We start from the raw sequence: 13625 nt of genomic DNA on the forward strand, positions 1-13625 counted from the left end.
TATGTTATAAAAATATAACATGTCAAGCAAGGCGCAGGATGACAATGTTTTCAAGGCGCTGGCGCATCCGCGCCGGCGCGCGCTGCTCGACGAGCTAAAGGACGCGCCGCGGACCACCGGCATGCTGTGCGATGCCTTTCCCGACATGGACCGCTGCACCGTCATGCTGCATCTGAAAGTGCTGGAGGAAGCCGACCTGGTGGTGGCGCGGCGCGAGGGGCGCGAACGCTGGAACCATCTCAACGCGCTGCCGATCAAGCAGATCCACGACCGCTGGATCAGCCAGTACGCCACGCATGCGATCAGCATTCTCGACCGGCTGAAATCCGATCTGGAGGGGTGAGCGTTCGCAGGAAAGCAGCTGGCGGTAACGTTGCCGCACCGCCCTTACGGCGCGGCTGGACGAATTGAGCCGATTTATCTATAAGCCGGCCATTCCGAGATAGAGCGCCGCACGTCCATCCGGACGCAGCAGGGACGTTCTGAAATTTAAGTTCGAGCATTTTGGCAAAGGCGAGGTGACTACCTCGCTGCAGGATGCTCTGCCAAGAAAACGACAGGGGTGCCATGGCTGGCCATTCACAGTTCAAGAACATCATGCACCGCAAGGGCCGCCAGGATGCGGTGCGGTCGAAAATGTTTTCCAAGCTGGCGCGCGAAATAACCGTCGCCGCCAAGAGCGGCACGCCGGACCCGTCGATGAACCCGCGCCTGCGTCTTGCCGTGCAGAACGCCAAGGCGGTGTCGATGCCGAAAGACAACATCCAGCGCGCCATCAACAAGGCGTCGATGGGCGACGCCGAGACTTACGAAGCTGTGCGTTACGAAGGCTACGGGCCAGGCGGCGTTGCGCTCATCGTCGAGGCGCTGACCGACAACCGCAACCGCTCGGCGTCGAATGTGCGGGCCGCCTTCACCAAGGCCGGCGGGGCGATGGGGGAAACCGGCTCGGTGTCGTTCATGTGGGACCGTGTCGGCGAAATCTTCTATCCGGCATCGGTAGGCAGCGCGGAGAAGGTCATGGACGCGGCGATCGAGGCCGGGGCCGACGACGTCCAGTCGGACGAGGAAGGCCACACGATCTATTGCGCCTTCGAGAATCTTGGTGAGGTGTCGAAGGCGCTGGAAGGCGCGCTCGGCGAGGCTGAATCAGTGAAACCGATCTGGAAGCCGCAGACCAACATTGCGGTCGATGAGGAGCGGGCACAGTCGCTGATGAAGCTAGTCGCGACGCTCGAGGACGATGACGACGTGCAGAGCGTCTACGCCAATTTCGAGGTCGACGACGAGACCATGGCGAAACTCAGCGCTGCATGAGCACAGCTCAGCCAGACATGAGAGGAACTCAATCTGAGATATGAGCGGAGCTCAACCTGACATGACCGAAAAGCCGTTGCCCCAGGTCCGCATCACCTATTGCGCGCAGTGCCACTGGCTGCTGCGGGCCGGCTGGATGGCGCAGGAGCTGCTGTCGACCTTCGCAACGGATCTGGGCGAGGTCACACTGGTGCCCGGCACCGGCGGCATCTTCACCATTTCCTGCAACGACACTCTGGTCTGGGACCGCAAGCGCGACGGCGGCTTTCCCGATGCCGCAAGGCTCAAGCAACTGGTTCGCGACGTGATCGATCCGGACCGCGATCTCGGCCATGCCGACCGCAAGAGCGACAAGTCAAAAGATACCCCGTCAAAAGACCCTGCCTGACGCAAGGTCTTTTAGATTTCTGCCCTCGTTCACCGCCACGCCACGATGAAGCAGGCCAGCGCGACGATGGCGGTGATGGTACGGACGTGGTTCCACATCACCCAGTCCCTGAGATAGGTGGCCCAAACGGCGGCGCCGTTGGCGCTTGCCGGATCGACGGCCGCCAGCGCGTTGTTGAGCGGCACGTTGAAAATCATCGTCACGATCAGGTTGCCGACGACATAGATCAGGGCGCCGGCGAGAAGCCACAACGAACCCGGTTGGCCCCAGCCGATGACAGCGCCGGCGGCGAGGACAAGGCAGATCAGCCCGGTGCCGAAAAGCGCGGTCATGAACATCGGCGTCACCGCAGTGATGTTGATCGAATTCATGGCGGCGATGCCGCCCGCGGCAGGCATGCGGGCGAGGCCCGGCATGACGAAGCTGGAGAAGGCGAAGAACACACCAGCGACGACGCCCGAGCCGAGCGCGGCGATGAAGGTGAGGCTGGGAAGCAGTTTCATGATCATGTCAGTCACTCCATATTCCCGTACCAGCGGTTTCGGTTGCATAGGCGGAAAAGTCCTTTGGGGCGCGGCCGAGCACGCGCTCGACGCCGTCGGTCAGCGTCTCGTTGCGGCCGTCGAGCACCTCGGTGAACAGCTCGTTGAGCAGCCAAGCGAACTCGGCCGGCAACTCGTACCCGGCTACTGCGGCTGTGAACTCGGCATGCGAAATCCGTTTGAACCGAATGTCGCGGCCGGCCGCCTGGCCGATCTCGGCGACCGCGTCGGCGAAGCTCAGCAGACGCGGCCCGGTCAGCTCGTAAAGCTGGCCGACATGGCCTTGCCGGGTAAGCACCGTAACGGCGGCGTCGGCAATGTCGTCGGCATCGACGAACGGTTCTCCGACAGTGCCGACCGGCAAGGCCACCTCACCGGCGAGCAGCGGATCGAGCAAAAAACTCTCGCTGAAATTCTGGGAGAACCAGGCGCAGCGCAGGATCGTCCAGTCGGCGCCTGAGGCTTTCAGCATCTCTTCGGCTCGTTGCGCTTCGGTTTCGCCGCGCCCCGACAGCAGCACCAATCGGTTGACGCCACGTTCCACGGCAAGACGCGAGAATGCGCCGACCGCTTCGGCCGCACCGGGCACCGCAAGATCGGGATAGTAGCTGATGTAAACGGCACCGACACCATCGAGCGCGGGTTCCCGGGTCGTATCGTCTTCCCAGTCGAAGGGCGGGGTGCCCGAGCGCGAGCCGATCCGTACTGGCAGGCCCTGCGCCGTCAGCCGGTCCGCGAGACGACGGCCGGTTTTGCCGGTGCCGCCGAGGATCAAAATCGGTTTTGCTGCTGTGTCGATCATGGCGATTTTCCTTTGCTCACAAACATGAGTAATCCTCACATTTGCAAAACGTGATAAACCCTCGTATTTTGTGAGTCAAGCCAGTTTGTTGATCATTCGCCAGGAGACAGTGATGGAAGGCTCGACCGTAGCGGGTTCACCGGATGGCCAGATCGCATCGCCGCGCCGGGCGCCCAGCCAGCAGCGCAGCCGCGAGCGGGTCGAGCGGATGCTGGCCGCCGCCTCTGCGCTGATCGCCGAGCAAGGCAGCGATGTCATGCGCATGGGCGAAGTTGCGGAACGGGCCGGCGTGTCGATCGGCTCGCTCTACCAGTTCTTCCCGGACAAGCGGGCGATCATCTGGACGCTGGCCGAGCGCCACACCGCCGAAAGCCAGGCCTGCATCGCGGCAGCGCTTGCACAGGTCAGCGACGCCGAAGGGCTGCGGCGGGCATTTTCCGAGCTGGTGGATATCTATTACGGGCTGTTCCTGGCCGAGCCGGTGATGCGCGACATCTGGTCGGGCACACAGGCCGACAAGGCGCTGCGCGAACTCGAGCTCGCCGACAGCCGGGCCAACGCCGAATTCCTCACCGCGGTGCTGAAGCGGCTGCGGCCCACCGCCGATCCGGCGGCGCTGGAAACGACGGCGCTTCTCATCTGGCAGATGGGCGAGGCCACCATGCGGCTGGCGATCTCGGTCGGTCGAAAGGAAGGCGACGACCTGGTCGCCGCCTACAAGCGGATGGCGCTGCGCGAACTGGTCGACCAATAGAGCCGCATTTCCAACAAAAAACCCGCCACGAGGGCGGGTTTCTTCGATCCGAAAAATAGCTTGCGGCCTACAGCCCAAAACCTTCGAAACGCTTCTTGAACTTCGACAGGCGGCCGCCGCGGTCGAGCAGGGTCTGCTGGCCGCCGGTCCAGGCCGGATGGGTGGTCGGGTCGATGTCGAGGTTCATCGTATCGCCTTCCTTGCCCCAGGTCGAACGGGTCATGTATTCGGTGCCGTCGGTCATGACGACCTTGATGGTGTGGTAGTCGGGATGGATATCGGTCTTCATTGTGCTATTCCTGGTTCGCCGGCGCCGCTGACGGGCATAAAGCCTGCGTCGATGCGCCCCTTTTTAAAACTCGAAGCCGCAGCTATTGAGGAGCCACGGCTTTTAAAAACGGTCGGCGAGCCTATACATCAGCCGGAATTGAATCACAAGGCCGCGGTAAGCGCATATTGAGGCGCATGCCCAGAAGGCGGCCAGAGGAAACGGTCATGGCGCATACAAGCGGCGATGCAGACGAGCGTAGGCGCTCGCTCAAGCCGCTGCGGCGCCTGTTCCCCTACATCACGCGCTACCGGAAAATGGTCATTGGCGCGGTCGTCTCGCTGACCGTTGCTGCGGCGACGACGCTGGCGCTGCCGCTGGCCGTGCGGCGCATGATCGACCATGGCTTTTCCGCTTCCGATTCCATTTTCATCGCCGAGTATTTCGCCATGCTCGTGGTGATGGCTGCCTTGCTCGCCGCGGCGTCGGCCAGCCGCTATTATTTCGTCATCACGCTGGGCGAGCGCGTCGTCGCCGACATCCGCAGCGACGTGTTCCGCCATGTTACGACGCTGTCGCCATCCTTCTTCGACACTGCACAGTCGGGCGAGATCGTCTCGCGGCTAGCCGCCGACACGACGCAGGTCAAGTCAGCAGTCGGAGCCACCGCATCGGTGGCGCTGCGCAATGTCATCCTGGGCCTCGGCGCAGTGGCGATGATGATCTTCACAAGCCCGAAACTGTCGGGCCTCGTCATCGCCGCCATTCCGGTGATCGTGCTGCCGCTGGTCGCCTTCGGCCGCTCGGTGCGGCGCAAATCGCGGCTGGCGCAGGACACGCTGGCCGACGCCACGGCCTATGCCAGCGAGCAGATCGGCGCGGTGCGTACACTGCAGGCCTTCACCAATGAGAAGCTGGTCACCGGGCATTTTTCAGCTGCCGTGGAAGCCGCTTTCGCGGCGGCGCGGTCCTCGATCTTTGCCCGCTCCTTCCTCACCTTCTTCGCCATCTTCATGATCTTTTCCTCGGTGGTGGCGGTGCTGTGGTTCGGCTCGCGCGATGTGCTCGACGGCACGCTGTCGCCGGGCACGCTCGGCCAATTCCTGCTCTATTCGGTGTTCGCCGCCGGCGCGCTCGGCGCGCTGTCGGAAGTGTGGGGCGAGCTTTCTCAAGCCGCCGGTGCTGCCGAACGGCTGACCGAGATCCTGGCCGAGAAGCCCGCGATCCAGGCCCCCGCGCATCCGAAACTGCTGCCGGCGACGGCCAGAGGCGCAATCAGTTTCGACGAGGTGTCCTTCTCCTACCCGGCCGGGCCCGACCGCGCTGCCGTCCACGGCCTGAGTTTCCAGGTCAAGCCCGGCGAGACGGTGGCGATCGTCGGCCCGTCCGGCGCCGGCAAAAGCACCGTCTTTTCGCTGCTTTTGCGCTTCTACGACCCCGAGACCGGCAAGATCATGATCGACGGCGTCAATGTGCGCGAGGCCGACCCCGTCGCCATCCGAGAGCGAATCGCCATCGTGCCGCAGGACGTCACCATCTTCGCGGCCAGCGCGCGCGACAATATCGGCTTCGGCCGTCCGGACGCCAGCCAGGCCGAGATCGAGGCGGCGGCCAGGGATGCGCTTGCCGACGAGTTCATCCTGAAACTCGAGAAAGGCTATGACAGCCAGGTCGGCGAGCGCGGCGTGACCTTGTCCGGCGGCCAGCGCCAGCGCGTGGCGATTGCCCGCGCGATACTGCGCGATGCGCCGATCCTGCTGCTCGACGAGGCAACCTCGGCACTGGACGCCGAAAGCGAGACGCTGGTGCAGACGGCGCTGGAGCGGCTGATGCAGGACCGCACCACGATCGTCATCGCCCACCGGCTGGCGACGGTGCTGAAGGCGGACCGGATCCTGGTCATGGATGGCGGCTGCATCGTCGAGGACGGCACCCACCAGAGCCTCGTCGCCAAGGGCGGCATCTATGCGCGGCTGGCCAAGCTGCAATTCGAAACCGGGGCGAACGCTTTCAGGGGCGCCGCGGAGTAGTAGGACGACGCTGCCAAACGGCTTCGTCTTTTGCAAATGGCGCTGGTCGGCAGTGACGAAATTGCCGCGGCGTTCGATGCGCTTGAAGATATGTCAGGCGCCCTTCAGCACCTCCCCATAGCGCTTGCGCAAATGCTCGGTGAAATGCGTGGCGTTGAGCTTCTCGCCGGTGGCGCGCTCGAGCAGTTCGGGCGTCGACCAGCGTGAGCCTTGCGACCAGATCCTTTGCCGGCGCCAGTCGTTGATCGCCGCGAAATTTCCCTTGGCGAGGTCTTCGTCGGCGGAGGGATGATCTCTGGTCAGGGCGGCCCATTGCTGCGCCGCCATCATCGCGCCCAGCGTATAAGACGGGAAATAGCCGAACGCAGCACCCGGCCAGTGCACGTCCTGCATCGGCCCGTCGGCCGGGTTGTCGATGGTCGACAGGCCGAGACAGTCGCGCATCTTGGCGTCCCAGGCCTCGGGCAGGTCGGCGGCCTCGAGTCGCCCCGAGACGAGCTCCTGCTCCAACTCGTAGCGCAGGATGACGTGCAGCGGATAGGTCACCTCGTCGGCGTCGACGCGGATCAGGCCGCGCTCGACCCGGTGTACATGCGGCAGGATGTCTTCGATCGACCAGGCCTCGCCGAGGTGCTTTTCGACCACCGGCAGCGCCCAGCGCCAGAATTCGGGGTTGCGGCCGATCTGCTTCTCGACGAACAGGCTCTGGCTTTCATGCACAGCCATGCCGCGCGCCTTGCCGAGCGGCCAGTGCGCCCACGCCTGCGGCAGGTTCTGTTCGTAAAGCGCGTGGCCGGTCTCGTGCAGCACGCCCATCAGCGCCGACAGGAAATCGGAGGTCTTGTAGCGGGTGGTGATGCGCACGTCGCTCGGCACGCCGCCGCAGAACGGATGATGCGATACCGACAGCGAGCCGTGGGTGAGATCGAAGCCGACCGCCGCCATCATCGCGAGGCCAAGCTCGCGCTGCTTTTCGATCGCATAGCTGCCCGAAAGCGGCTTCAGCGGATGTTTCGCCAGCCGCTTTTCCTGCACGGCCAGTGCCTCCGGCACGAAATCCCTGAGAAAGGTCTTCAACTCGGCGAAGACCGGCGTGATGTCGGCGGCGCGGTTGCCGGGATCATATTGCTCCATCAGCGCGTCGTACGGGTCAAGGCCGAGCACGTCGGCGCGAAGGGCTGCTTCCTCGCGCACCAGCGCAACGACGCCTTCGAGCGCCGGCAGGAACCCGGCCCAGTCGTTCTTTGCACGCAAGTCGCGCCACAACTGCTCGGAGCGCATCCGGGCGGTGGTTTGGCGCTCGACGAATTCGACCGGCAGGCAGGTCAGGTTGGTGTATTGCCGCCGGAATTCCTTGACCGCTGCCTGCTGTTCTTCGTTCAGCGTTTCCTGTTCGGCCGCTGCGATCCAGTCGGCGATCTCCGGCGCTGTCGCTCTGGCGTGATGCATGCCGGCCAGCGCCGACATCGCCTCAGCACGCTTGTCACCGCCGCCGACGGCCATGTGGGTCGCCTCGTCGGCGCTGAGAATGGCGAGCGCATGCTCCAGTGCTTCGAGCTTGTGGCCGAGGTCGTCGAGTTTTTGAAAGGACATGGCGGGTTCCGCTGAATTTGAACGGCGGGAAAAGATACCAATGCGCTGATATTGGCAACCCCGAAAGGCCGTTGGCGATGGGCACATGGTTGCTGGCCAGGATGCACAGCGCAATGGGTCTTGCAGGAGCGGTGGCGTGCGTGATCAATGTCGCGAGGCGGCGGCGCGTCGCATCGGGGAGACGAAGCATGATCGCCAATGTGCTGGTCGGGTTGGTGGCGCTGATCCACCTTTACATCGTCTATCTGGAGATGGTGCTGTGGGACACGCCGCGCGGCCACAAGGCGTTCAAGCTGACGCCGGAATTCGCCAGCGCATCGAAAGTGCTTGCGGCCAACCAGGGACTTTACAACGGCTTTCTCGCAGCCGGGCTGATCTGGGGGCTTTACCTCGGCGCGGCTGGTTTCCAGATCAAGGTGTTTTTGCGTCGCCATCGCCGGCCTCTACGGCGCGGCGACGGTCGGCAGGAAAATCCTCTACATTCAGACCGTGCCGGCTGCAGTTGCTCTGACCGCAGTTTGGCTGGGCGCATAACCCCGAAATCGGACTCGATTTTTGGAAAAGCTCCCTGCCTGGGGCTTTCGGTGCGGAACGGATCTTGCGCAAAATCAACAGATCATGCGCAAGATCAAAGTGCGGCGCTGTAATGGATGATTTCAGCCTTTTGGATAGTTTGGGCCGTAGCCGTTCGGATAGTACCCGCCATCGCCGCCGCTGCCGATGAGGAAGGCGCTGCCGGTGGCAGCCCGCAGCCTCTGGCTCACATGATCGATCTGCGCCAGCATTTTATAATACTGCGTGGCCGGCATCGTTCCATCTCGCGCGGCCCTCTGCGCGGCCCGATCAAGTTGAGCGACCTGCGTGCGCAAGCCAGGCGCTTCGTCCGGCTTGATGCAGTTCGCCTGCATGGCACCTCGGATACCGGTATCCACGCTCTCTATCTGGTTGATCAAAGCTGCCTCACGCGGGCCGGCGTCGGCGCCAGCAAACGGAACGGTGACGAGTAGTGCGGCGAGCATTGCAGTCGTAAGGGTCTTGGGAGTGAAAGAGCGCATGTTGCGTCTCCTTTTACAGGGGAGGCGGCGATTGGGAGGGCCACCTTCCGGCTGTGAGCCGTCGGTTCCGTCGGGTCGCAATGGACGCTTCCACCGCCGGCGGTTCTCGGCCCCATGACATAGCTAGGAACGATCCTCGGCAAAGTGTAATCAAAAAAAGGTAATCTTTTCAGGCCTTGCTAGCCTGCATCGCCGCCCTAAGTGCGGCTGCCGCCTGGAGCCGGGGCGATCAGCGCTCGGTCAGTTTCAGCTCGATGCGGCGGTTCTTGTTGCGCGCGTCTTCGGTGTCGGCGGGGTCGAGCGGCTGGAATTCGCCGAAGCCGGCGGCAACCAGGCGGTTGGCCGGCACGCCGTTCTCGATCAGGAACTTCACCACCGAGGTCGAGCGCGCCGACGATAATTCCCAATTGTCGCGGTAGCGGCCGGTGCCCGACAGCGGCTTGTCGTCGGTGTGGCCGTCGACGCGCAGCACCCAGTTGATCTCCGGCGGGATCTCCTTCTGCAGGTCGATGATGGCGTCGGCGAGCTTCTTCATCTCGTCCTTGCCGGCATCGTTGATCACTTCGGAGCCTGTCGGGAAAAGCACTTCCGACTGGAAGACGAAACGGTCGCCGACGATACGGATGTTCTCGCGGTCGGCGAGGATTTCGCGCAGGCGCCCGAAGAAGTCGGACCGGTAGCGGTTCAGTTCCTGCACACGTTGCGCCAGCGCGACGTTCAGGCGGCGGCCGAGATCGGCGATCTTGGTGTTGGACTCGCGATCGCGCGCTTCGGACACGTTGAGCGCTTCTTCGAGTGCTCCGATCTGCCTGCGCAGCGCCGAGATCTGCTGGTTGAGGATTTCAACCTGGCTCAGTGCCTGCTGGCTGATCTGGCGCTGGTTATCGAGTTCGCCCGAAAGCGCCGTGGCCCGCTGGTTGGCGGCGTCGCCGGCACCGGCGCCTTGCGCCAGCAATTGCTCGAGCCGGCTCTTTTCCGCCTCCGACGCCGACAGCGACGACTGCAAATTGGCCAGCGAATCTTCCTTGTCCTGCGTTGTCGAACGCTCCAGCGCCAGAAGCTGGGTCAGTTCGTTGATCTGCGAATTGAGGCGGTTGAGCACCGTGTCCTTGCCTGAGATTTCGCGGCCGAGCAGGAACTGCGCCAGCACGAAGACGGTAAGCAGGAACATGATCGCCAGCAGCAACGTCGACAGCGCGTCGACGAAGCCCGGCCAGTAATCGATACGGCGATCGGCACGCCGGCTCCTGGCGAGAGCCATGCTAATGGACTCCAGTCTTCTTCAAGGCGTCGGCGATCTTCTCCAGAGTGTTGCGCATCGCCTTCTGCTCGTCCGACTGGGCCTCGACCCAGTCGCGCATGATCTGCTGCTCCGAGCGCATGTTCTTGACCAGGCCCGAAATGCCGTCGGCAAGGTTGGCCATGGCGGTGGCGACACGCGGATTGGCGCCGCCGCCGTTCTCTTGCATGCTGCGCAGTCTTTCCGACAGGACGCGGATCTCGTCGGACGACTCGACCCTGGGCGGTTCGGCGACGACGATGTCGGAGGACAGGTCGGTGACCGAGGACAGCCAGTTTTCGAGCTCGGTGTAGAAGCGTGTCTGGGCGCGGCCAGCCTGCAGGTCGAGGAAGCCGAGCACCAGGGAGCCGGACAGGCCGAACAGCGAGGACGAGAAGGCGGTGCCCATGCCGGCCAGCGGCGCGGAAAGCCCGGCCTTCAGAGATTCGAGCACGGCGGCGGCATCGCCGGTACCGGGATCGAGCGAATCGATGGTTTCGCGGATCGAGCCGATCGTGTTGAGCAGGCCCCAGAAGGTGCCAAGCAGACCAAGGAACACCAGCAGCCCGACAAGATAGCGCGAGGTGTCGCGGCTTTCGTCGAGGCGGGTGGCGATCGAATCGAGCATGGTGCGCATCGAACTGGTCGAGAAGGCGATCGTCGGCGAGCGTCCGATCATCGCCTTCATCGGCGCCAGCAGCACCGGTTCGGTGGTTTCGGAGCCGGCCCGAAAAGAGTTGACCCAGCGCACTTCGCGAAACAGCCGGCCGACCTGCGCGAAGGCCAGCAGGATGCCGACCGCAAGCACGCCGACGATCAGGCCGTTGAGACCGGGATTGGTGGCAAAGGCTGTCGAGATCTGACGGGTCAGGATGGCGGCGATGAAAGCGACGATCATCAGGAAGATGACCATGGTCAGGAGAAAGACCTGCGGGCTCGACAATTTGTGCGGATCGTACATCAGCACGTCGGAGCGCCTGCCCATGCCGAAGGATTTGAGTAAAGCCATCCGTGCCCCGTTTCCGATGCCGCCGCCGCCGCCAATTCACGTTTGACGGCGACTCTAAACGCAATTGTGACCAAATTGAATGGCGCTTGGCAATATTGCCAAGCGGACCATTGCGTTAGAGTCGGTTGATGACCAGGCAGTCGACCATGGCGGCAAGATGCAGGCCGGCGCCGGTGACGACAAAGCCGTGCCACAGCGCATTGTGGAAGCGCAGGCCCTTCCAGGCGAAGAAGATGACGCCGCAGGAATAGACGATGCCGCCGGCGACGATCAGCGCGATCGACGTCGTCGGCAATGTCTCGACGAGCGGCTCGACCAGAACGATGCCGCTCCAGCCGATGGCGAGATAAAAGACGATCGCCAGCCGGTCGAAGCGACCGGGAAGAAGCACTTTGATGGCGATGCCGATCGCTGCCGCGACCCAGACCAGGACGATCATCGAGATGGCCAGCGGCGAGCCGTCGAGTTGGGCGAGGAATGGCGTGTAGGTCGCGGCGATCAGCAGGTAGATCGCGGCATGGTCGAAGCGCCGCAATATCCACTTGGCTGGCGACGACACCCGCCACAGATTATAGGCCAGCGACACCGACAGCACGGTGAGCAGCGAAATCACGTAGAAAGCGGCGGCGATATATTCGCCCGGACCGGTATGGAAGGCAGCCAGCGCCAGCAGCGTCGAGCCAGCAGCAATGGCGAGCACGATCCCTACCGCATGGACGATGCCGTCGGCGATCATTTCGGCGCGCGAATAGTGCCAGCGGCCCATGAAGGGGATTTCGATCTGGGGTACCTCGATCTGGGATTTCGGGCCGATATGCGTCATGAATGATCCTGCATCCCCTTATTTGGGCGGATGCCGGACAGCATTTCAAGATTTCGTTGCGGTTTTGCGACTGCGGCGGTTCAGCGCGCCAAGTCCGGGTTCATGCTTTTTCGGGATCTTGGTCTAGTGCGGCGTCACCGGCTTCCTGACGGTCTTCAACAGCGCACGCTGGATGGTCTCGTTACCGGCGACGATCGAGCCGCCATCCAGCATGTTCTGCCCGCCGGCGAAGTCGGAGATGAAGCCGCCCGCCTCGCGGATCAGCAGGATGCCGGCGGCGACGTCCCAGGCCGACATGCCGGTTTCCCAGAACCCGTCCATGCGGCCGGCAGCGACATAAGCGAGATCGAGCGAGGCGGAGCCGAGGCGGCGCACGCCCGAAACTTCGGCCATCACGTTGCGCAGCTCGATCAGGAAATTGCCATGCTGGCCGCGGCCGAGATGCGGCACGCCGCAGCCGATCACCGTGTCGATCAGCTTGGTGCGGCCGGCAACCCGCAGCCGGCGGTCGTTCATGAACGCGCCGCCACCGCGCTCGGCGGTGTAGAGTTCGTCCATCGCCGGATTGTAGACGACACCGGCGACGATCTGGCCCTGGCGCTCCAGCGCGATCGAGATGGCGAAGAGCGGAATGCCGTGCAGGAAATTGGTGGTGCCGTCGAGCGGGTCGACGATCCAGCGGTGCTGGCCGTCGTCGCCTTCGATCTGGCCGCGCTCCTCCATCAGGAAGGCATAGCCCGGCCGCGCCTTCGACAGCTCGGTGAAGAGGATTTCTTCTGCCTTGCGGTCGGCCTGGCTGACATAGTCGCCCGGCCCCTTCATCGAGACCTGCAGGTTCTGCACTTCGCCGAAATCCCGCGACAGCGAGCGGCCGGCCTTCATAGCGGCCTGGACCATGACATTGAGGATCGCGGAACGCGCCATTGCTCTTCTTCCTGCCGCTGCGCCTATTTGCCTTGAGGCATGATCTTATCCAAAAAGTCTGCAACTTTTTGGGATGATGCTATTTGCTTTGAGACATGATCTTGTCCAAAAAAGTCTGCAACTTTTTGGGATCATGCCTTAGTCGGCGCGGCGCACATAAGTGATTTCGTTGGTGTCGACGATGATACGCTCGCCCGAGCCGATGAAAGGCGGCACCAGCACGCGAATGCCGTTTTCCAGCATCGCCGGCTTATAGGACGAGGCGGCGGTCTGGCCCTTCACCACCGGGTCGGCCTCGGTGATCGTCAGCGTCACCTGGTCGGGCAGCGAAATGCCGATCGGCCTTTCGTCATAGAGCTGGACCGTCACCATCATGCCGTCCTGCAGGAAGGCAGCGCGATCGCCGACGAAATCCTTTTGCAATTCAAGCTGCTCGTAGCTTTCGGTGTCCATGAACACCAGCGCTTCGCCCTGTTCGTAGAGGAAGGAGAAATCCTTCATCTCCAGTCGGATCTGCTCGACTGTCTCGGCCGAGCGGAAACGCTCATTGAGCTTGGTGCCGTTGATCAGGTTCTTCAGCTCGACCTGGTTGTAGGCGCCACCCTTGCCGGGCTTGACGGTGTTGGTTCTGACCGCCACCCACAGGCCGCCATCATGCTCGATGACATTGCCGGGACGGATTTCGTTGCCATTGATCTTGGCCATGATGATGTGATCCGGAATGAGATTTCGCGACGAAAGCGATTTGGCGCCTCCAAGACCACAAATCGCCAGGAGAGGCAAGGGATTGGGCAAGAGGGGGAGTGGGCAAGAGGGGGAGCGGGCAAGGGGTGGCATGAGA

The 13625-nt window shown here is 63.1% G+C and carries 15 protein-coding genes and 1 pseudogene; 6 read left to right on the forward strand and 10 right to left on the reverse strand.

What is annotated here, in order from left to right; translation table 11 throughout:
• Positions 1 to 19: 19 nt before the first annotated feature.
• The 3 genes from AC0L2K_RS30085 (at position 20) to AC0L2K_RS30095 (ending at position 1705) form a co-directional block, all read left to right on the forward strand.
• Positions 20 to 343, forward strand: a complete 324-nt coding sequence (locus AC0L2K_RS30085) for an ArsR/SmtB family transcription factor (RefSeq protein ID WP_029348930.1) — start codon at positions 20 to 22, stop codon at positions 341 to 343.
• 224 nt (positions 344 to 567) lie between these two features.
• Complete coding sequence (locus tag AC0L2K_RS30090) at positions 568 to 1317, forward strand: YebC/PmpR family DNA-binding transcriptional regulator (RefSeq protein WP_023800014.1); 750 nt, start codon at positions 568 to 570, stop codon at positions 1315 to 1317.
• A 61-nt stretch (positions 1318 to 1378) separates the two neighbouring features.
• Complete coding sequence (locus AC0L2K_RS30095; protein ID WP_128181528.1) at positions 1379 to 1705, forward strand: Rdx family protein; 327 nt, start codon at positions 1379 to 1381, stop codon at positions 1703 to 1705.
• Between the two features lie 29 nt (positions 1706 to 1734).
• Here the strand turns inward: AC0L2K_RS30095 and AC0L2K_RS30100 are convergent, their stop codons facing one another.
• Together AC0L2K_RS30100 and AC0L2K_RS30105 are read right to left on the reverse strand one after the other, a co-directional pair.
• Positions 1735 to 2214 carry an anthrone oxygenase family protein gene (locus tag AC0L2K_RS30100; protein WP_473533107.1) on the reverse strand — a complete coding sequence of 160 codons (480 nt, stop codon included), beginning with the start codon at positions 2212 to 2214 and terminating at the stop codon, positions 1735 to 1737.
• 1 nt (position 2215) lies between these two features.
• Positions 2216 to 3049: an NAD(P)H-binding protein gene (locus tag AC0L2K_RS30105; protein ID WP_473533108.1), complete on the reverse strand. Its 834-nt coding sequence runs from the start codon at positions 3047 to 3049 to the stop codon at positions 2216 to 2218.
• Positions 3050 to 3161: 112 nt separating this feature from the next.
• Here AC0L2K_RS30105 and AC0L2K_RS30110 point away from each other — a divergent pair, with 112 nt between their 5' ends.
• Positions 3162 to 3803: a TetR/AcrR family transcriptional regulator gene (locus AC0L2K_RS30110; RefSeq protein ID WP_473533109.1), complete on the forward strand. Its 642-nt coding sequence runs from the start codon at positions 3162 to 3164 to the stop codon at positions 3801 to 3803.
• Positions 3804 to 3870: 67 nt separating this feature from the next.
• Here AC0L2K_RS30110 and rpmE read toward each other — a convergent pair whose 3' ends face one another.
• On the reverse strand, positions 3871 to 4092 hold the full coding sequence (rpmE, locus tag AC0L2K_RS30115; RefSeq protein ID WP_006327661.1) for a 50S ribosomal protein L31: 222 nt from the start codon (positions 4090 to 4092) through the stop codon (positions 3871 to 3873).
• A 206-nt stretch (positions 4093 to 4298) separates the two neighbouring features.
• On the opposite strand from rpmE, the gene AC0L2K_RS30120 reads away from it, so the two are divergent.
• Positions 4299 to 6101 (forward strand): ABC transporter transmembrane domain-containing protein, encoded by a 1803-nt coding sequence (locus AC0L2K_RS30120; RefSeq protein ID WP_473533110.1) that lies wholly within the window; start codon positions 4299 to 4301, stop codon positions 6099 to 6101.
• A gap of 93 nt (positions 6102 to 6194) precedes the next feature.
• On the opposite strand, the gene AC0L2K_RS30125 is transcribed toward AC0L2K_RS30120, so the two are convergent.
• Positions 6195 to 7694, reverse strand: coding sequence for a carboxypeptidase M32 (locus AC0L2K_RS30125; protein WP_287282206.1), 1500 nt, complete (start codon positions 7692 to 7694; stop codon positions 6195 to 6197).
• A gap of 188 nt (positions 7695 to 7882) precedes the next feature.
• On the opposite strand from AC0L2K_RS30125, the pseudogene AC0L2K_RS30130 reads away from it, so the two are divergent.
• Positions 7883 to 8228: pseudogene (locus tag AC0L2K_RS30130) on the forward strand (DUF1304 domain-containing protein).
• 122 nt (positions 8229 to 8350) lie between these two features.
• Here the strand turns inward: AC0L2K_RS30130 and AC0L2K_RS30135 are convergent.
• From AC0L2K_RS30135 to efp, 6 genes are all read right to left on the reverse strand, one after another.
• Complete coding sequence (locus AC0L2K_RS30135) at positions 8351 to 8749, reverse strand: hypothetical protein (RefSeq protein ID WP_473533111.1); 399 nt, start codon at positions 8747 to 8749, stop codon at positions 8351 to 8353.
• A 229-nt stretch (positions 8750 to 8978) separates the two neighbouring features.
• On the reverse strand, positions 8979 to 10010 hold the full coding sequence (locus AC0L2K_RS30140; RefSeq protein ID WP_473533112.1) for a peptidoglycan -binding protein: 1032 nt from the start codon (positions 10008 to 10010) through the stop codon (positions 8979 to 8981).
• Position 10011: 1 nt separating this feature from the next.
• Entirely contained in the window at positions 10012 to 11037 is a 1026-nt protein-coding gene (locus AC0L2K_RS30145) for a MotA/TolQ/ExbB proton channel family protein (RefSeq protein WP_023800004.1), read from the reverse strand.
• A 115-nt stretch (positions 11038 to 11152) separates the two neighbouring features.
• Positions 11153 to 11860 (reverse strand): PAQR family membrane homeostasis protein TrhA, encoded by a 708-nt coding sequence (gene trhA, locus AC0L2K_RS30150; protein WP_473533113.1) that lies wholly within the window; start codon positions 11858 to 11860, stop codon positions 11153 to 11155.
• A 123-nt stretch (positions 11861 to 11983) separates the two neighbouring features.
• Entirely contained in the window at positions 11984 to 12784 is an 801-nt protein-coding gene (locus AC0L2K_RS30155; protein WP_473533114.1) for an inositol monophosphatase family protein, read from the reverse strand.
• Between the two features lie 138 nt (positions 12785 to 12922).
• On the reverse strand, positions 12923 to 13489 hold the full coding sequence (gene efp / locus AC0L2K_RS30160; RefSeq protein WP_027152892.1) for an elongation factor P: 567 nt from the start codon (positions 13487 to 13489) through the stop codon (positions 12923 to 12925).
• Between the last annotated feature and the right edge of the window lie 136 nt (positions 13490 to 13625).

The organism is Mesorhizobium sp. WSM4817, assembly GCF_055811135.1.